The following is a 19,105-nucleotide window of genomic DNA, read 5'->3' on the forward strand; positions in this document are numbered from 1 at the left end:
CCCGACGCGAGAGAAAAGGTGACCGCAGTGCTCACGACCGTCTCCACGGCAACCCGGGCAGCCGATGCCCGCGACCGGCTGCTGACCCGGCTGACGACCTCGCATCCGGTCGTCTGCGGGATCGTCAACGTCACCCCGGATTCGTTCTCCGATGGCGGCCACTTCCTGGACTCGGATCGTGCTGTGGCGCATGCTCTGTCGATGGTCGACGAGGGTGCCGAACTGCTCGACATCGGCGGTGAGTCGACCAGGCCGGGGGCAACCCCACCCACCGTCGACGAGGAGATCGAACGAGTCGTACCGGTGATCGACGCCCTGTCCAGGCTTACCTCGACACCGCTGTCGGTCGACACCTCACGGCCCGAGGTGATGCGAGAGGCGGTACTCGCCGGGGCGAGTGTCATCAATGACGTTCGTGCTCTTCGTCTTCCGGGCGCACTCGCCGCAGCTGCCGAACTGGACGTTGCCGTATGCCTGACGCACATGCAGGGCGAGCCGGCGACGATGCAGCATTCCCCTCGGTACGGCGATGTCACGGCAGAGGTCCGCCAGTTCCTCGACGACCGGGCCGCCGAATGCATCCGGGCCGGAATCCCGGCGTACCGCATCCTGGTCGATCCCGGATTCGGGTTCGGGAAAACTCTCGAACACAATCTGCAACTGCTGCAGGGCCTTCGGGCGCTCACCGCGGCCGGGCGACCGATCATGGCGGGTCTGTCGCGGAAGGGAATGATCGGTGCCATCACCGGCCGAGAGGTCGACGGCCGACTCGCCGGATCACTCGCCGCCGCGATTATCGCGGCCCAGAACGGGGCGTCACTCCTGCGGGTTCACGACGTCGCCGCCACCATCGACGCACTGGCCGTGATGCGGGCAGTGCGGTCGCTCGACGTACTGCCCTCACACCCAGGTCAATCCACGACGAATGCCGAGGCCACCTCATGACCGCATCCCTCTCCTCCGCCCGTCGGCTCTTCAGCGCCGAGCACGGTTGGATGGCCGTCGACCCGTTCGGCTCACCCGCCCAGACTCCGAGCCGTGTGGGGGTGACGCCGGCAGCGTTGGCCGACGCCGCCGACATCGTCGGCGTCGATCTTCCGTCGGTACGTACCGTGCTCACCGCCGGTGATGCGTGCGGCACCATCCACACCTCCGCCGGCTCGGTCACGGTGTACGCCCCGGCGAGCGGCATGGTCACGATCGTCAACCCCGCTGTGCGCGAGGACCCGTCGCTCGTCGCTGCCGATCCACTCGATACCGGCTGGCTGTTCGCGGTCCTGACTCCTGCGGCCTCGTCGTTCGACGACCTGACCATGCGCGAGCCGACCGGCGCAGTTCGGACGACCTCATGACCATCAGTGTTTTCGACCTCTTCTCCGTCGGAGTCGGCCCCTCGAGTTCGCACACCGTCGGACCGATGCGCGCGGCCGCTCGATTCGTCGACGACCTGCGGACGATGTCTGCGTTCGACGACGTTCGAGAGCTGGCGGTCGATCTGTACGGCTCGCTGGCCGCGACCGGAGCCGGCCACGGCACCATGACCGCCGTACTGCTGGGGCTGGAAGGCCATGCGCCCGAGACCATCACGACCGAGGTCATGGAAGAACGGCAGGCATCGATGGCGGCCACCGGCCGAATCGTCTTCGGTGGTCACCGCGAGACCGACCTGGCGGTCGACGACATCGTGCTGCGTCCGTTGACGGTACTGCCGTTCCACCCGAACGGGATGAAACTGACTGCGCGCGCCGCAGATTCGACCGAACTGCACAGCGAGGTGTACTTCTCCGTCGGTGGCGGCTTCGTGGTGACCGAGGCCGAAAGCGTCGAGGCCGTCGCACCCCTCGCCTCCGCGAACGGATTCGCGTCGGCCAAGGAGTTACTCCAGCTCTGCGAGCGGCGACGCTGCAGCATCAGTGACGTCATGACCGAAGTCGAACTCGAACGCCGCACGCACGAGGAAATTCGGGACGCGTTGCTGCACATCCGTGACGTCATGGTCGAGTGCGAGGTTCGCGGCATCTCCCGCGACGGCTACCTTCCCGGCGCGCTGGGAGTGCGGCGTCGAGCACGGGACTGGTTCCTGCGGCTCGATGCCGAGGATCCGAACCGTTCGAGCGAATTCGCCGAGGACTGGGTCAATCTCGTCGCCCTCGCAGTCAACGAGGAGAACGCCTCCGGCGGACGAATCGTCACAGCACCCACCAACGGAGCGGCCGGCATCATCCCGGCCGTGCTGCACTACGCGACCCGCTACACCGCAGCCGGGGTCGCCGATCCCGACGGCAGCACGGTGCGCTTTCTGCTCACCGCCGGCGCAATCGGGTCGCTCTACAAGGAGATGGCGTCGATCTCCGGTGCCGAAGTGGGCTGCCAGGGTGAGGTGGGTTCGGCGGCGTCGATGGCCGCAGCCGGTCTGGCCGAGGTACTGGGCGGCACACCCGAACAGGTGGAGAACGCCGCCGAGATCGCGATGGAACACAGCCTCGGTCTCACGTGCGACCCTATCGGCGGACTGGTGCAGATTCCGTGCATCGAACGCAACGCGATCTCGGCCGGTAAGGCCATCAATGCGGCTCGGATGGCATTGCGCGGCAACGGCACCCACCGCGTCAGCCTGGACCAGGTGATCGAGACGATGCGCTCCACCGGGGCCGACATGCACTCGAAGTACAAGGAGACCTCCAGCGGCGGCCTCGCGATCAACGTGCCGGTGAATTTTGTGGAATGTTAGAGCGTGGAGTGCTAGAGGCCGAGAACTTTCTCCACCGCCACACAACGACGAGGGGCCCGAACCGATTCGGTACGGGCCCCTCGTCGTTGTGTCGGTTCAGCTGAAGATGACCGTCCGGTGTCCGTGCAGCAGGACGCGATTCTCGCAGTGCCAGCGGACCGCCCGCGAGAGTGCGAGGGCCTCGGCGTCCTGTCCGACGGTGGCCAGACGAGACGGGTCGTGAGTGTGGTCGATACGAATGACCTGCTGCTCGATGATCGGGCCCTCGTCCAGGTCGGGGGTGACGTAGTGCGCCGTCGCTCCGACCTGCTTGACGCCCCGGTCGAAGGCCTGGTGGTAGGGCTTCGCGCCCTTGAAGCCGGGCAGGAACGAGTGATGGATGTTGATCGCCTTGCCGTGCAGCGCTCGACACGTCTCGTCGGAAAGCACCTGCATGTAGCGGGCCAGCACCACCAGGTCCACCTCGTACTCGGCGACGAGGTCGAGCAGGCGTTGCTCGGCCTCGGCCTTGGTACCCGGGGTGACGGGAACGTGAACGAACGGCAGCCCGGCGGCCTCGGCCATCGGCCGCAGCACCTCGTGATTGCTCACCACGGCCACCAGTTCGCCGCCGAGATTCTGTGAGCGCCAACGGAAGATGAGATCGTTGAGGCAATGTCCCATCTTGGACACCATGACGAGCACGCGCGGCTGGCTGCAGCCGTTGAAGGTGTACGTCATCGCGAATCGGTCGGCCACCTCGCGGAAGCTGTCCGTCAGCTTCTCGATGTCGGTGGCACCGCTGGCCACGAACGAGGTGCGAAGGAAGAACGAGCCGTCCGTGGAGTCGTCGAACTGTTGGTGTTCGGCGATGTCGCAGTCGTTGTCGAAGAGGAACGCACTGACGGCCCGGACGATGCCCGGCCGCTGGCCGCAGCTGAGCGTGAGGGTGAAGTTCTCGGTCATCGAATCTCCTGGTACTGGTGGGTCGTCAGCTGCGGATCTTGGCCATCTCGGGGTCGACGAGGGGCTCGGCCACGACGGTGGCGGACACGAGCCGATCGAAGTATCGAATCTGTACTGCTGCACCGGGTTCTGCGCTACCGGCAGGAACCCAGGCGTAGGCGATCGGCGCACCGACGGTGTGACCGAACGAGGCGCTGGTGACGTAGCCGGCGGGTTCACCGTCCACCAGGACGGGCTCGTGGCCGAGTACCACCGACGTGCCGTCGTCGATCTTCAGGCAGACCAGCTTCTTCGAGACGGTGTCGTCGGACATCTCGAGTACGGCGTCGCGCCCGCGGAATTCGCCCTTCTGTGGGCGTACCGCGAAGCCGAGGCCTGCCTCGTAGGGGTTGTGCTCGGTGGTCATGTCCGAACCCCACGACCGGTAGCCCTTCTCCATGCGCAGGCTGTTGAACGCAGCGCGCCCGCCGGCGATGATCCCGAACTCGGAACCGGCCTGCCACAACATGTCCCACAGTCGCTGGCCGTAATCGGCGGTGGTGTACAGCTCCCACCCGAGCTCGCCCACGTACGACAATCGCATCGCCGTAACGGGCACTCCCCCGATACGAACCTGCTTGCAGCGGAAGTACTTGAAGTTCTCGTTCGAGAAGTCGTCCTGGGTGAGCTTCTCCACGACCTCGCGGGCGTGGGGACCCCACAGGCCGATGCAGCACGTGGATCCGGTGATGTCGTCGACGGTGACGCTGCCGTCACTCGGTGCTTCACGGCGGAGGTAATCGAAGTCGAGATTGCCGTTGGCTCCGACCTGGAACTCGTCGGCAGACAACCGTGCCACGGTGAGATCGCTTCGGACGCCGCCCTTCTCGTCGAGAGCCAGCGTGTACGTGACAGCTCCGACGGACTTGTCCATCTTGCCGGACGTCAATCCCTCCAACAGTGCCAGCGCACCGGGCCCGCGAACGCGCAGACGCTTGAGCGGGGTCATGTCGTACATGGCGACGGACGTACGGGTCTTCCACGCCTCGGCCGCGGCAATGGGCGAATGGAACATCGACGCCCACTCGTCGCGCTCGGGCGGCTGCCACTCGACGGGAAGCTGGTGCACCAGATCGGCATTGGCCTCGTACCAGTGCGGGCGTTCCCACCCGCCGCCTTCGAGGAACACGGCACCGAGCTGATGCTGCCGCGCATTGAAGGGACTGACCCGAACGTCACGCGGGGACAACCGCGGCTGCGAGGGATGCAGCACGTCGTAGATCTCGACGAAGTTCTGCTGCGAGGTTTCGCTGACGTACGAGGGATCGAGCTGGAAATCCTCGAAGCGGTTGACGTCGCATCCGTGCAGTTCGACCTCGGAGCGTCCGTCGACCAGCAACTGTGCGATGGCCCGGCCGACTCCGGCCGAGTGCGTCACCCACACGGCCTCGGCGATCCAGAAGCCCTTGACGTCCGGAGACTCACCGAGCAGCGGTCCACCGTCGGGGGTGAACGAGAAGACTCCGTTGAAGCCGTGGTCGATCTTGGCGGTCTCGAGGCACGGCAACAGCAGCTTGGACTGCTCCCACGACGGCGCGAAGTCCTCCTGCGTGAAGTCGAGCATGGACGGCATCGCCTCGTCGGACACACCGTCTCCGCCGGGCAGGGTCTTGGTGTCGACGGGCATCGGGCGGTGGGCGTAGGTTCCGATGCCGAGACGGTCGACGTGCTCGCGGAAGTACAGGTCCTGATCCTGATGACGAAGAATGGGCATGCCGGCCTCGGCCGCTTCGGTGTTGCGTCCCACCAGTTCCGGGATCTGATCGGTCTTGGCGTACTGGTGCGCCAAGGGCAGCAGCGGCACCTTCATGCCGACCAGTTCGCCCACATCGGGGCCCCAGAAGCCGGCGCAGGACACCACGATGTCGGCCTCGATGACGCCGTTGTCGGTTGCCACACCGGTGACGCGGCCACCCGTCTGTTCGATACCGATGACCTTGGTGGAACCACGGAAGACCGCTCCGCGCGATTCTGCGCGACGGGTGAGTGCCACGACGGCACGGGACGCTTTGGCAAGACCGTCGGTCTCGACGTACAGACCGCCGAGAACCCGCGAACGGTCTATCAGCGGATGCAGTTTGGCGCATTCGGACGGGTCGATGACCGATCCTTCGATGCCCCAGGACGTGGCCCAGCCCTGCTTGCGATGCAGGTCGGCCAGTCGCTCCTCGGTGGTGGCCACTTCGAGGCCGCCGAGCTGATTGAAGCACCACTGCCCGTCCACCTCGAGGTTCATGAACTTCTCGACCGTGTATCGGGCGAGTTCGGTCATGGTCTTGGATGCATTGGTCTGGAACACCAGACCCGGTGCGTGCGAGGTGGATCCACCCGTGAGAGGGAGCGGCCCCTGATCCAGCACGGTGATGCGATCCCAACCGCGTGCGGTGAGCTCGTCGGCCACGTTGGTACCGACTATGCCGGCGCCGATGATGACAACTCTCGGTGAACCCATGGTGGTCCTTCCGTATCGGGGTGGAGAGATGGAGCTCGGCCGAAGCGGTCCACGGCCTGCACGACAACTAACCAGAGATTGATATATCAAGAGTATGGGCAGGGATGGTTGTGGTCAACCCCCGAAATACCGATGGTGCGGGACGCATAGTTTCGCGTCCCGCACCATCGCTCACTTCACTTGCCGGCCTTGACTTTCGGCGGGGCCTTGGGGTTCTTGACGATGAACGGATCGTTCGTGACGTCCTTGTACAGCGAGACACACGTACCGATCATCACCAGTACGAACGGCGCCGCCACGATGATGGTCATCGTCTGCAACCCATTGAGAGCGTCCGAACCTCCCGTCCACAGCATCAGGATCGCGATGCCGCCGGTGACGACACCCCAGAAGGCGACGACCCCACGGGACGGATCCAGGGTGCCCCGTTGCGACAGCGTGCCCATCACGATCGAGGCAGCGTCGGCACCACTGACGAAGAAGATGCCCACCAAGACCATCACCAACACCGACGAGATGCCGGCCAACGGGAAGTGGTCGAGAACCGCGAACAGCTGCGACTCCGGCTTACCCAGGGCCACCAGATCCTCGGTTCCCTTCTGCTGCTCGCCGATTGCCGCTCCACCGAAGATCGAGAACCAGACCAAGCTCACCGACGTAGGGATGAGAATGACGCCGATGACGAACTGGCGGATGGTGCGGCCGCGACTGATGCGAGCGAGGAACATACCGACGAAGGGGGTCCACGAGATCCACCAGGCCCAGTAGAAGATCGTCCAGGACGAGAGCCAGGACTCGGTCTCGGGGCCACCGGATGCCGCCGAGCGCGCCGACATGCCGGCGATGTGCGCGGCGTAGTCGCCGAGAGTGGTGGGCAGCAGATTCAGGATCAGGACTGTGGGGCCCGCGACGAACACGAAGATCGCAAGCACGAGAGCCAGCACCATGTTGATGTTAGACAGCCACTGAATTCCCTTGGAAACCCCGGACACTGCCGAGGCCACGAACGCAAGTGTCAGGATGGCGACGACAGCCACGAGCAGAAGCGTCCCCGCTTGGTTGACCCAGCCGAGAACCTCGATACCGGAACCGATCTGGAGTGCGCCGAGGCCGAGGGATGCCGCGGTGCCGAACATCGTGGCGAAGATCGCCAGAATGTCGATGACCTTGCCGATGGGGCCTTCGGCGCGGCGACCGATCAGCGGAATGAACGAGGAGCTGATGAGCTGCTTGCGGCCCATCCGGTAGGTGCCGTAGGCGATGGACAATCCGACCACCGCGTACATCGACCAGGGATGCAGTCCCCAGTGGAAGATGGCTGTCGAAAGTGCCGTTCCCACAGTGGAATCGGTGATTCCGGGCGGCGGGGTGACGAAATGAGTGAGGGGCTCGGCCACTCCCCAGAAGATCAATCCGATTCCCATGCCGGCGCTGAACATCATTGCGATCCAGCTGACGGTGTTGAATTCGGGCTTCTCACCGTCTTTGCCGAGCGGAATCTTTCCGTAGCGACTGAGCGCGAGCCACAGCGCGAAGATCACGAACCCGGTGGCCGAGAAGATGAACAGCCAGCCGACGTTGGTCACGACCCAGTCGAGTACCGACGCGTTGACGGACTTCATGTTCTCGGTGCCGAGGATGCCCCATGCCAGAATCGCGATCACGATGGCGGCGGTGATACCGAACACCACCTTGTCGGTGCGCGGCTTGCCCTCCTCTCCGTGGTGGTAGACCTCGAGGGGGCCGTAATGATGAGGGGCATGTTTCTCGGGTGCAGCGACGCGAGTTTTGTCGCCCCGGGGTTTGCTGTTCGTTGTCACATCGTTCTCCCTCCGGCTCTCGCCGAATAGGTGTGTCGCCCGTGCACGCAGCGTGGGTGGTCGGATAGGTGCGCGACTCGTTGCTCTCTGCGCAACTACGATTTGTTTGGACTCGAACAAGACTGAGCCGACCCAGGGGCTATGTCAATAGATGGCTGGTCATTTCGACGCGTTCATCACGGATTTTCGAAACGGACAACGCCTCTGAACAGCATCTACGCAATTTCAAATGCCAAAAGTTGTCCGAATTCGATACTCGCTTTTAACATTCGATACTGTCCGGTAACTGATATATTAAGCCTATTCCACCACCGTCGGCGGCCTTGAACGCCGCTCCTTCACTTCACTCAGGAGTACCAACCATGCCGCAGCAGGTCCGCGCCGTCGTCGCCAAGAGCAAAGGCGAGCCCGTCTCGATCGAGACGATCACCATTCCCGATCCCGGCCCGAACGATGTCGTGGTCACCATCGCCGCGTGCGGGGTGTGTCATACCGATCTGCATTACCGCGAGGGCGGCATCAACGACGAGTTCCCGTTCCTGCTCGGCCACGAAGCCGCAGGCACCGTCGAAACCATCGGCGACGCGGTCACTCATGTCGAGGTCGGTGATTTCGTGGTGTTGAACTGGCGGGCGGTGTGCGGGGAATGCCGAGCCTGCAAGAAAGGCACCCCCTGGTACTGCTTCGACACCCACAATGCGTCGCAGAAGATGACTCTCGCCGACGGTACCGAACTCTCGCCGGCGTTGGGGATCGGTGCGTTCGCCGACAAGACCCTCGTCCACGAAGGCCAGTGCACCAAAGTCGACCCGGACTCCGATCCGGCGGTGGTCGGTCTGCTCGGGTGTGGGGTGATGGCCGGGCTCGGTGCGGCGATGAACACCGGGAACGTCTCCCGCGGTAATTCGGTGGCGGTGATCGGGTGCGGCGGTGTCGGGGATGCTGCGATCGCCGGGGCCCGCCTGGCGGGGGCGTCGACGATCATCGCCGTCGACCGTGACAAGAAAAAACTCGACTGGGCTCTCGATCTCGGGGCCACGCACACCGTCGATGCCTCGCAGGTCGATGCCGTCGAGGCCATCCAGGAGCTCACCGGTGGGTTCGGGGCGGATGTGGTCATCGATGCCGTCGGGCGTCCGGAAACCTGGAAGCAGGCGTTCTACGCCCGCGATCTCGCCGGGACCGTCGTCCTCGTCGGGGTGCCGACGCCGGAGATGACGGTGGAGATGCCGTTGATCGATTTCTTTTCCCGGGGTGGGTCGTTGAAGTCGTCGTGGTACGGCGATTGCCTGCCGGAGCGGGATTTTCCGATGTTGGTCGATCTGTACGAGCAGGGTCGGTTGCCGCTGGAGAAGTTCGTGACCGAACGGATCGGTCTCGGTGATATCGAGGCGGCGTTCGAGAAGATGCATCAGGGCACGGTGCTGCGTTCGGTGGTGGTCCTGTGAGCGGGCAGTTGCGGGTCGAGAAGGTGGCCGCTTCCGGTGACTCGAGCCCGTGCGCTGCGGCTCGGCACGTCTGATATATCAAAATGGGCCTTTTTACCCGTCGGTAGCGTTTTGTTTCATGGTGCCCTCGACGTATTCCGACGTCGGGGGCATCATCGAGTCGGGCGGATGCGACACCGGCCACGCATGTCATTGCACGGGCTAACCACCTGCTCAGCTGGTACAACGCGTGGTTTGTCCGGTTCCGGTTACGTCGTGTTTCGCGTGTATGAAAAGTGCCGTCACCTATTGACACACTCTTGTGGCGATGTTCACACTGTTGTTGCGGGAAGTAAGACGTGTTCCGCATAGCGATACAGAAAGGATCCGAATGCTCAAGGTGTGTTCCTTGGCCGATCTCCCCGGCGGCGAAGCTCTGCGCGTCGACACCACCCCTCCGGTGGCGGTGTTCCACACCGAGGACGGTGAGCTGTTCGCGATCGATGACACCTGTACGCATCAGGACGCGTCGCTCGCCGACGGCTGGCTCGAAGGGTGCGCGGTCGAATGCCCGCTCCACGCGTCCACCTTCGACCTGCGTACCGGTGCTGTCGACGCTCCGCCCGCCAAGTTGCCTGTCCGCACGCACACCGTCGTCGTCGAGGACGGCGTCGTCTATGTCGAGCTGAGCACCGCGGCCCCCAATCTTCCGCCCGACGTTCGCAGCCGGTTGGCCGCCGAGGGACATTCATGAAGAGCGTCACCATCGTCGGAGCCTCCCTGGCAGGCCTGTGCTCCGCGCGTGCACTGCGGGCGGCCGGGTTCGACGGCTCCGTCACCATCGTCGGTGCCGAGAGCCATCGACCCTACGACCGCCCTCCCCTGTCGAAGGAATACCTCGCCGGCGACGTGGACGTGAGCACTCTCGCCCTCGAACCCGACGACGAAAACCTCGACGCCACCTGGATTCTGGGCCGCACGGCCACCGCCCTCGATCCATCGCGTCGCACCGTCACTCTCGACGACGGTGCCGAGCTGACCTCCGACGGCGTCGTCCTCGCCACCGGCTCACGCGCGCGATCGCTTCCCGGTACCGATCACCTCGCCGGTGTGCACGTATTGCGTACGATCGACGACGCCGACCGGCTGCGTGCAGATCTCACGCCCGGCGCACGTCTCGTCGTCATCGGCGCAGGCTTCATCGGAGCCGAAGTAGCCTCCACCGCAAGGAAGTTGGGCCTCGACGTCACCGTCGTCGAAGCCGCCCCGTCACCGCTTGCCGGGCCACTCGGTGCACGATTGGGTAGCGCGGTGGGCAATCTGCACCGCGACAACGGCACCACGTTGATCTGCGGAATCGCCGTCGACGGCCTGACCGGCACCGACCGAGTGACAGGCGTTCGCCTCGCGGACGGTCGACTCCTCGACGCCGACGTCGTGGTTGTCGGCATCGGCGGCATTCCGAACATCGACTGGCTCGGCACCAGCGGACTCGCGCTGGGCAACGGAATCCTGTGCGACGGCGGCGGCGCGACCGCCGTACCCGGAGTGGTCGCAGTCGGCGACTGCGCCGCATGGCTGGATTCGACCGGTGTCCACCGACGCGTCGAGCATTGGGCAGGGGCGTCCGAACGACCCACCGTTGCAGTGGCCACCCTGCTCTCGGGCAGTTACGGCGGCCAACACGTCAAACCTCCGTATTTCTGGTCCGACCAGTACGGGTCACGTATTCAGTTCGCCGGCACCGCCGGACCGGACAGTGAATGCACCATCGAAGAGGGTTCGCCCGAACTCGGGAGTTTCCTCGCCGTGTATCGATCCGACGGACTTCCGGTCGGTGTACTCGGTGTCAATCAAGTTCGATTGTTCACCCGCTGGCGCCGACAGCTCTCGGCTCCCGCTCGCGCGGTCTGAAATCACCCAGGCCGCTGCTCCACCCGTCGTATTCCATTACCCCAGTTGACGTCTCGTCACCGATCCACAAGATCGGCCACGTACGGAGGACCCCTTGACCACCATTCCCGACACCACGCCGCCCGCAACCTCCCTTCCCCTGCCCGAAAGCCTCATCTCCACCCTTCCCGGTCGCTACTACACCGATCCGGCCATCTTCGAGCTCGAGCAGGAGAAGATCTTCGAGGAACTGTGGATCTGCGCGGTCCGTGCCGCCGATCTGGACAAGCCCGGTGCCTTCCGCACCGTGCAGATCGGGCGCGAAAGCGTCATCGTGACGCGCACCCGAACCGGGGCGATCAAGGCCTACCTGAACGTGTGCGCGCACCGCGGTGCTCGAATCTGCATGGAGGACAAGGGCGAAGTCAAGCGATCGTTCCAGTGTCCGTACCACGCCTGGACCTACGATCTCGACGGAAAGCTCATCGCAGCACCGAATCTCACCAAGATGCCCGACATCGATCGGGTTCGCTACGGCCTAGCGTCGGTGTCGGTCGAGGAATGGCTCGGGTACGTCTGGGTCAATCTGAGCGACAATCCGGCCTCCTTCGACACCACTGTGGTGCAGGACATCCGTGATCGACTCGGCGACGTCGAGTCGATCGACCGCTACAAGATCGAAGACCTCGGTCTCGGCCGCCGCGTGAGCTACGACGTCAAGGCCAACTGGAAGCTCATCATCGAGAACTTCATGGAGTGCTACCACTGCGCCACCATCCACCCCGAGCTGACCGAGGTACTTCCCGAATTCGCCGACGGTTACGCGGCCCAGTACTACGTGGGCCACGGAGCCGAATTCGGGGAATCCGTCAAGGGATTCACGCTCGACGGTTCCGAGGGACACGACTCCATTCCCGGAATCGCACCCGAACAGGACCGGCGCTACTACGCCATCACCGTCCGGCCACAGGTGTTCGTCAACCTCGTCCCGGATCACGTGATCATCCATCGGATGTATCCGCTTGCCGCCGATCGCACTCTGGTGGAATGCGATTGGCTGTACCTGCCCGGCGTCGTCGCATCGGGACGGGATCTGCAGAAATCGGTGGAGTTGTTCCACCGCGTCAATCTGCAGGACTTCGAGGCGTGCGAACGCTGCCAGCCCGCCATGAGCTCACGGAAGTACCGCGACGGCGGAGTGCTGGTGGGCAGCGAACACCACATCGGCATCTTCCACGATTGGCTGAAGAACCGCATCGAGGCCTGACCGCACGCTGCCCCGCACTCGGTGCCGATAGGATCGGTAACCATGAGTGTCGAGGTCGCATCGCCGGGCGCCCCCGGATCGTCGGGGGTGCCGGGCGAACCCGGAGCGACGATGGCCGACGTCGCCTACTCGGCTATCCGCGACAAACTGATCATGCTGACCATCAAGCCGGGTGAGGCCGTCGTCGAATCGGCGTTGTCCGCCGAGCTGGGGGTAGGACGCACGCCGGTGCGGGAAGCGCTCAAACGGCTCGAGTACGAGCGCCTCGTCATCTCGCACGCCCGCCGCGGCACTTTCGCCACGGCCATCGACGTCGCCGATCTGGGCGACATCTCCGAAATCCGCCAGCGGCTCGAGCCTCTTGCCGCCGCCAAGGCCGCCACCGCGGCCACCGCAACCCAACGCCAAGTTCTACTGGGCATGGCCGACCGCACCCAGAAGTACGAGGCGACGCCGCCGAGCCAACACGACCTGATCAACTGGGACGCCGAAGTGCATCGCACCGTCTACCGGCTGGCGGCCAACCCGGTTCTCGAAGACGCATTGATTCGCTACAACAATCTCGCGACGCGAATCTTCTGGTTGTTCATGGATCGTCTGCCTCCCCTGGCCGACCATGTGGGGACGCACACCGAGCTGCTGCGCGCCATCGCGGCCGGGGATGCCGAGAAAGCCGCGACCATCGCCCGAGCACACGTGACCGAGTTCGACGACGCGGTGCGCGCCGTCATCTAGATCGCCGGCTCGGGCCACGCTCCGAGGGGCAACACCACGGCCAAGTGCCTGTTACGTATAGTCGCGGGGGTGGCCAGCGACGATTCGACACGTGCCCCCGAGGGTGGCGTCCAGTCCGTCGACCGCGCATTTCGGGTGCTCGAGGTCGTGGCACGGCTCGGAGAGGCCGGCGTGAGCGCCATCGCCACCGAGATCGGTGTGCACAAATCCACGGTGTCGAGGCTGCTGGCGTCGCTCGAAGAACACGACATGGTGATGCAGACGCACAATCGCGGCAAGTACCGGCTCAGCCTCGGAGTCCTCCGGCTCGCGGCGGCCGTGCCCGAGCGTCTGGAGATCACCGAATACGGCCACGCGGTCTGTGAACGCCTCGCCGGCAAGCTCGGCGAAACGGTCAATATCGCTGTGCTGCGGTCCAATACAGCGGTCCACCTGGATCAGGCCCGCGGGCCGAGTTCGGTGGGAACCCACAACTGGATCGGGGAGCAGACACCGCTGCACGCCACCGCGAGCGGCAAGGTGTTGCTGGCTGCCCTCGACTCCGATACGCGTCAGGACGTCGTGGACGGACTCGACCTCCACCGGTACACCGAGCACACACTCACCACCAAAGCCGGTCTCACTGCCGAACTCGATGCCGCGGTATCCCTCGGATACGCCGTCGTCGTCGAAGAGTTCGAGACCGGACTCAACGCCATCGCGGCCCCGATTCTCGACTACACCGGCAAGACGACCGCGGCGCTGAGCATCTCGGGACCGGTCTACCGCTTCGACGAGACCAGAATGCGGGCCATCGTCCCCGACGTGCTGGCCGCCGCCGCCGAGATCAGCGAAAAAATGGGCTACCGGGAGTCCTTCATCCCCTCGGCCTGAGTGGCCTCCGCACACTCCACCACGTTCGTCAGCAGCATCGCCCTGGTCATCGGCCCCACCCCGCCGGTCGCTCCGCTGAGCCGCCCCGCAATGTGCTCGACGCTGGGGTGCACGTCGCCGAGAATGCCCTCGACGGTACGGGTGATTCCCACCGACAACACCGTGGCTCCGGCACTGATCCAGTCCGGTTGCACCAGATGCGCAACACCCGCTGCCGCGATGACCACGTCGGCGGCCCGAGTGTGCGCGGCGGTGTCCACCGTCGCCTCGTGACACATCGTCACGGTGGCGTGTTCGCTGCGACGCGTCAGCATCAAGCCGAGCGGACGACCCACCGTGATTCCACATCCGATGATGCAGAAGCGAGCACCGGTGATCGGAACATCGTGGTGCCGAAGCAGTTCCAATATCCCGCGTGGGGTGCAGGGCAGCGGCCCGTCCATGCCGAGTACGAGCCGACCCAAATTGGTCGGATGCAGCCCGTCGGCATCCTTGCGAGGATCGATCAGCTCGATCACCCGATGGGTGGCGATGTGCGAGGGCAGCGGCAACTGAACGATGAACCCGGTGCACTCGGGATCCTCGTTGAGAGCGTGCACGGCATCTTCGATCTCCTGCTGACTCGCGGACGCAGGCAACCGGACCTGAATCGAATGCAGTCCCACCTCGGCGCAGTCGCGATGCTTCGCCGCGACATAGGAACGGCTCCCCGGATCGTCGCCCACCAGAATCGTGCCCAGGCCGGGCCGAATCCCCTGCTGGGCGAGCCGTTCGACGCGGTACCGCAGATCGTCCTTGACGATCGCGCTGACCGCGGTTCCGTCGATCTTGAGCGCTGTGGTCATACTTTCGATTCCTCGGTTCGGCGGGCCGCTGCGTTTCTGATATATCAACTGTCGGTCAGGGTACGGTGAGTCGCAGGGACCGGTCAAGAGCCGCGGTATGGGAGGGTCGAGACATGGAGCCCCTGCAGCCGATGCGGCCGGTCGACGTGCAACGGGACGAGCGCGAGGCTGCACCTCGATGGAAGGTGTGGGGTGCGCGCATCGTCCTTGTAGGACTTGTTCTGACCGCGATTCTGTTCGAGGACGGACAGTCATGGATGGTCGTCGCATGGATATGCACCACAGCGATAGGCGCGGCGCTGACCGTTGCGTCGACAAGGCGAACGCTGTGCGAGAACGCTGGTCACAGAATTCCATGGAACGGTCGGCCACCAATCGAACCCCGGCGAGTAGACCTATTGGAGGCCTTCGGATTTCCGATGGCCGTCTTCGGCGTCGCGTTGACCGCGAAGAGCGCATACGTGCCGTGGTCTTTCGCAGTAGCGGTCGTCTGCATCGGCGTTGTCGGGGTGCCCCTGGCGGCACATGCATGGCACAACTACCGCGTCCGCAAGAGCACGCCCAAGCCCTGACCATTCGGGTCGGGTGCAAGGCTCGACGGCGATTGCCCGACGGCACAGCGCATACAACCGGCCGCGACTCCCACCCCGTTCCGATGAAATCCGACCGACCGTCGCCGATGAAGAGATGATCGAGTCTCTACTATGGAGGCGTCGTTGCCGGTTACCTGCAGAAAAACAGGTCGGGGCGGTGCTGCCGCACTGCATGCGAGAAGGAGTGCCGGTGATGCGCAAGTCCCCTTCTCGGTCGATGTTCCGTGACGGTGCCGGAAACCTGGCGTTGATTGCGGGCATCGTCGCGGTCGTCTGCGCGTTCGTGCCGTTCGTCGGAGACTTTGTGACCATCCCGGCCGGAGTGATCGCGGTGGTCAGTGGCTGGATCGGTCTCGGCCGCGCAGTCGAGGGCGACGCGTCCAACGGTCGCGACGCCGTGATCGGTGCGGCGCTCGGTGGCATCGGATTGTTCGTCGTGTTCCTGACCTACTTGGCGTCGTCCATGTGATCGCGGCCGTCCCGCCCCGGTACCGGCGGGACGGATCGGACTACGCGCCGAGCTCCTTCTTCACGATCTTTCCGACGGAGTTCTTCGGTAGAGCGTCGTGGACGACTGTCCGAGTCGGTCGCTTGAACTTGGCCAGGCTCTGCGCGCAGTGCGCGTCCAGCTCGTCGACCGAGATACTGCGACCGGCTCGTGCAACGACGTGCGCGACGGGTACCTCCCCGTAGACCGGATGCGCTTCGCCGACGACGGCCACTTCCAGGACGTCGGGATGGGATTGCAGGACATGTTCGATTTCGCTCGGCGCGATGTTCTCGCCGCCGCGAATGATCATGTCCTTGAGTCGATCCACCAAGACGAGATAGCCGTCCTCGTCGAGGACTCCGATGTCGCCGGTGTGCAACCACCCCTCTCGAATGGTCTTAGCGGTCACGTCCGGCAGGCCCAGATATCCCTGCATGACCGTCTGTCCGCTCACCAACACTTCACCGGTCCGGCCAGGAAGGGAGGTCGGACCGTCGGGTGTATCGATCGCGATGTCGATACCGGGGAGCGCAATGCCGACCGTGCCCGGCTTTCGAATCCCGTTCGGCGGGTTGATCGTTGCCGCCACAGTGCATTCCGACAGGCCGTACCCTTCGACGACCGGCACGCCGAAGATCGATTCGAATGACGCGATCAGGCCGGCAGGCATGGGCGCTGCTCCACAGATGACGAATCGAAGCGACGAGATGTCGCGGTCGGTCGATCCACGGTCCGCAAGCAGCGAGTACATGGTGGGCACTGCGGAGAAGTAGGTGGGCCGGACAGTCTCCACGTTGTCCCAGAACGTGTCCGGCGAGAAACGTGGGGCGATGTGCACACGTCCGCCGGCTCGCAGCGGAGCGACCGAGCCGACGACGAGTCCGTTGCAGTGAAAGAGTGGAAGTACCAACAGGCTCGTATCGACCTCGGTCAATTCGCAGGCCGTCACGATCGCGGCGCTCATCCGGTCGACGTTGCGATGAGTCAGCACACAGCCTTTCGGCCGCCCCGTCGTTCCCGAGGTGTAGACGATCAAGGCCGGTGCCGAGCTGTCGGCAGGCCCCGATCCACGATGCGCGCCGTCCAACTGCGGCGTGCGGGGACGACGATCGCCGGAGTCCACGTCGATGAACGAAATACCCTGTGCGCGGCCTAGAGTGCAGGCTCGCTCGCTACCGACGAGCACGCGGGCGGTCGAGTCCTCGAGTTGATAGCGCACCTCGTCGTCGGTGAGTGCGGGATTGACGGGAGTCAACGTTGCTCCCAGCACCCATGCCGCGAACATCGTGGTGATGATGTCGATGCGATTCGGAAGCAAGACTGCAACCACATCACCCGCTCCCACCCCCGCGGCGACGAGTTCGGCGGCAACCGCGTCGACTTCGAGCCCGAACTCGGCATTGCTCAACCGAGTGGAGTCGTCGGACAGACACGCGCCGTCCGGGTCGTTGTCGATGCGGCGGTACATGGCCTGCAGAACCGGCGAGGAGGCGTCGAGAATTGGCAGCATGTGACGTAGGTTACGGATTGCCCATTTGAAAGACTTCGGTCCAGCAGCACAAAAACCGCGGATTATTTGTAGCCCGAAACGAAAAGGAACACCCGTGCCGACACCTGCCGACATCTCGCCCGCCTCCGCCGAGGCGGTGCGCACTCACGTGGCCGCGGTTGCCGCGCACCTCAATGCCCGGCTGGCAGATGTCGTGGCGCAGATGCGCACGACACTCGCGTCGCGCATCACGGAACTGAACAACGAACCATCGCTGATCGAGCTGCTGGGATCGAGTATCGAGGGCAACGTCGACACGATCCTGCACGCTCTGCAGCACGACATCGGCGGTGCCGGATTCGAGCCGCCGGCGGCGGCCATCGAATATGCGCGCCGCCTGGCTCAGTGGGGCGTACCGGTCAACGCCCTGGTTCGCGCCTATCGACTCGGACAGCAATTTCTGCTCGATCGAGCGTTCGAGACCTCGATGTCGCTGGCCGCGCCGGACCCGGTTCGGATGGAGGCGCACCGCGTGATCGTCGATTCGGTGTTCGACTACATCGACTGGATCTCGCAACGGGTGGCCGCGGTGTACGAGACCGAGCGGGAGTCCTGGCTGGCGGATCGCGAGAATGCTCGACTCGATGCGGTACTCGATCTCCTGAACGGCAAGGGGTCGGTGGACGTCGTCGAGCGAGTGACCGGGTATCGACTGCGCGGACGCCACCTGGCCGTCGTGGCCTGGGTCGGTGAGTCCGCCGTTCGCGGCGACCGGATGCGCAGGTTCACCACGACCATCCGCGCTCTGGCGGCGGACTTGGACAGTCCGGCCCCTCCCCTGGTGGTCGGACGCGACGGCGCTACCGCGTGGGGATGGATTCAGGTTCCATCGAACGACACAGCGCTCGCCGTCGTTCTCGATCGCATCAACACTCGTCCGCGGACCGAGGACGCACCCCTGTTGGCGGCCGGGGCCATCGGACTCGACGCGGCCGGGTTCGTCACGTCCCACCGACAGGCTCAGCGCGCCCATCACGTGGCCGTTCTGGGTGGCCGAGGCCGAACGATCGAACGCTACGACGACCCCGGGTTGGCCGTGGTGGATCTGTGCGCTCGCGACCCGTCGGCATTGCAGGCCTGGGTCCTGACCGTGCTGGGACCGCAGTTGGCCGCCGACACCACACATGCCGAACGATTGCGCACCACGTTGCGGATCTACCTTGCGTGCGAACGGAGCCTCTCCGCGGCGGCTGCGGTGATGACGATGCACAAGAACTCGATTCGCTACCGCGTCGACAACGCCGAGAAGCTGCTCCCCCGGCCACTGTCCGACGACCGACTCGCCGTCGAGGTTGCCCTCACCGCATGTCAGTGGCTCGGGTCTCGGATCCTCTCCTGAGAGTGCACTTTGTGTCGGCGTCACAAAAACGAAGGTGAGCCTCGGGTCGGCGAACCATTGGGACCGCCGATAGGAACCCCGTAGCTTTCTGTGGTGCAGGACACAGT

Annotated in this window: 17 protein-coding genes; 12 read left to right on the plus strand and 5 right to left on the minus strand. The window is 64.6% G+C overall.

Annotated features, from left to right (window positions below):
* Positions 1 to 27 precede the first annotated feature (27 nt).
* Genes folP through CH281_RS09545 form a run of 3 tightly spaced genes read left to right on the plus strand, consistent with a single transcriptional unit; the run spans position 28 to position 2,731 of the window.
* Positions 28 to 945: a dihydropteroate synthase gene (folP, locus tag CH281_RS09535; protein WP_256983426.1), complete on the plus strand. Its 918-nt coding sequence runs from the start codon at positions 28 to 30 to the stop codon at positions 943 to 945.
* Positions 942 to 1,352 carry a glycine cleavage system protein H gene (locus CH281_RS09540; protein ID WP_057472455.1) on the plus strand — a complete coding sequence of 137 codons (411 nt, stop codon included), beginning with the start codon at positions 942 to 944 and terminating at the stop codon, positions 1,350 to 1,352. Before folP ends, CH281_RS09540 begins: the two co-directional genes overlap by 4 nt.
* The gene (locus CH281_RS09545; protein ID WP_094693923.1) at positions 1,349 to 2,731 is read left to right on the plus strand and encodes an L-serine ammonia-lyase; all 1,383 of its coding nucleotides are present in this window, start codon (positions 1,349 to 1,351) and stop codon (positions 2,729 to 2,731) included. The genes CH281_RS09540 and CH281_RS09545 overlap by 4 nt, the downstream gene beginning before the upstream one ends.
* Before the next feature lie 96 nt (positions 2,732 to 2,827).
* On the opposite strand, the gene purU is transcribed toward CH281_RS09545, so the two are convergent.
* From purU to CH281_RS09560, 3 genes are all read right to left on the minus strand, one after another.
* Entirely contained in the window at positions 2,828 to 3,676 is an 849-nt protein-coding gene (gene purU, locus CH281_RS09550) for a formyltetrahydrofolate deformylase (RefSeq protein ID WP_032367897.1), read from the minus strand.
* A gap of 25 nt (positions 3,677 to 3,701) precedes the next feature.
* Entirely contained in the window at positions 3,702 to 6,167 is a 2,466-nt protein-coding gene (locus CH281_RS09555) for a GcvT family protein (protein WP_094693925.1), read from the minus strand.
* Positions 6,168 to 6,343: 176 nt separating this feature from the next.
* Positions 6,344 to 7,987, minus strand: a complete 1,644-nt coding sequence (locus tag CH281_RS09560; protein WP_080729038.1) for a BCCT family transporter — start codon at positions 7,985 to 7,987, stop codon at positions 6,344 to 6,346.
* Between the two features lie 362 nt (positions 7,988 to 8,349).
* Here CH281_RS09560 and CH281_RS09565 point away from each other — a divergent pair, with 362 nt between their 5' ends.
* From CH281_RS09565 to CH281_RS09590, 6 genes are all read left to right on the plus strand, one after another.
* Positions 8,350 to 9,435, plus strand: coding sequence for an S-(hydroxymethyl)mycothiol dehydrogenase (locus CH281_RS09565; protein ID WP_094693927.1), 1,086 nt, complete (start codon positions 8,350 to 8,352; stop codon positions 9,433 to 9,435).
* 370 nt (positions 9,436 to 9,805) lie between these two features.
* Positions 9,806 to 10,168, plus strand: coding sequence for a bifunctional 3-phenylpropionate/cinnamic acid dioxygenase ferredoxin subunit (locus CH281_RS09570; protein WP_027494739.1), 363 nt, complete (start codon positions 9,806 to 9,808; stop codon positions 10,166 to 10,168).
* The gene (locus CH281_RS09575; protein WP_179274151.1) at positions 10,165 to 11,328 is read left to right on the plus strand and encodes an NAD(P)/FAD-dependent oxidoreductase; all 1,164 of its coding nucleotides are present in this window, start codon (positions 10,165 to 10,167) and stop codon (positions 11,326 to 11,328) included. Before CH281_RS09570 ends, CH281_RS09575 begins: the two co-directional genes overlap by 4 nt.
* Before the next feature lie 94 nt (positions 11,329 to 11,422).
* Positions 11,423 to 12,574, plus strand: coding sequence for an aromatic ring-hydroxylating oxygenase subunit alpha (locus CH281_RS09580; protein ID WP_027494741.1), 1,152 nt, complete (start codon positions 11,423 to 11,425; stop codon positions 12,572 to 12,574).
* Positions 12,575 to 12,616: 42 nt separating this feature from the next.
* Positions 12,617 to 13,309 carry a GntR family transcriptional regulator gene (locus tag CH281_RS09585; RefSeq protein WP_094693929.1) on the plus strand — a complete coding sequence of 231 codons (693 nt, stop codon included), beginning with the start codon at positions 12,617 to 12,619 and terminating at the stop codon, positions 13,307 to 13,309.
* A 69-nt stretch (positions 13,310 to 13,378) separates the two neighbouring features.
* A complete protein-coding gene (locus tag CH281_RS09590; RefSeq protein WP_027494743.1) occupies positions 13,379 to 14,182 on the plus strand; it encodes an IclR family transcriptional regulator in 804 nt (267 codons plus the stop codon).
* Here the strand turns inward: CH281_RS09590 and CH281_RS09595 are convergent.
* Positions 14,152 to 15,027 carry a bifunctional methylenetetrahydrofolate dehydrogenase/methenyltetrahydrofolate cyclohydrolase gene (locus CH281_RS09595; RefSeq protein WP_094693931.1) on the minus strand — a complete coding sequence of 292 codons (876 nt, stop codon included), beginning with the start codon at positions 15,025 to 15,027 and terminating at the stop codon, positions 14,152 to 14,154. The genes CH281_RS09590 and CH281_RS09595 overlap by 31 nt on opposite strands.
* A 113-nt stretch (positions 15,028 to 15,140) precedes the next feature.
* Between CH281_RS09595 and CH281_RS09600 the strand changes: the two genes are divergently transcribed.
* Together CH281_RS09600 and CH281_RS09605 are read left to right on the plus strand one after the other, a co-directional pair.
* Positions 15,141 to 15,599 (plus strand): hypothetical protein, encoded by a 459-nt coding sequence (locus CH281_RS09600; protein WP_094693933.1) that lies wholly within the window; start codon positions 15,141 to 15,143, stop codon positions 15,597 to 15,599.
* Between the two features lie 214 nt (positions 15,600 to 15,813).
* A complete protein-coding gene (locus CH281_RS09605; RefSeq protein ID WP_032368915.1) occupies positions 15,814 to 16,089 on the plus strand; it encodes a hypothetical protein in 276 nt (91 codons plus the stop codon).
* 40 nt (positions 16,090 to 16,129) lie between these two features.
* Here CH281_RS09605 and CH281_RS09610 read toward each other — a convergent pair whose 3' ends face one another.
* Entirely contained in the window at positions 16,130 to 17,620 is a 1,491-nt protein-coding gene (locus CH281_RS09610; RefSeq protein ID WP_094693935.1) for a class I adenylate-forming enzyme family protein, read from the minus strand.
* 94 nt (positions 17,621 to 17,714) lie between these two features.
* Between CH281_RS09610 and CH281_RS09615 the strand changes: the two genes are divergently transcribed.
* On the plus strand, positions 17,715 to 18,998 hold the full coding sequence (locus CH281_RS09615; protein WP_052053676.1) for a PucR family transcriptional regulator: 1,284 nt from the start codon (positions 17,715 to 17,717) through the stop codon (positions 18,996 to 18,998).
* The last annotated feature ends 107 nt before the right edge of the window (positions 18,999 to 19,105 follow it).

The sequence above is a fragment of the Rhodococcus sp. 06-221-2 genome (assembly GCF_002258365.1).
In the GTDB taxonomy this organism is placed as follows: domain Bacteria; phylum Actinomycetota; class Actinomycetes; order Mycobacteriales; family Mycobacteriaceae; genus Rhodococcoides; species Rhodococcoides fascians.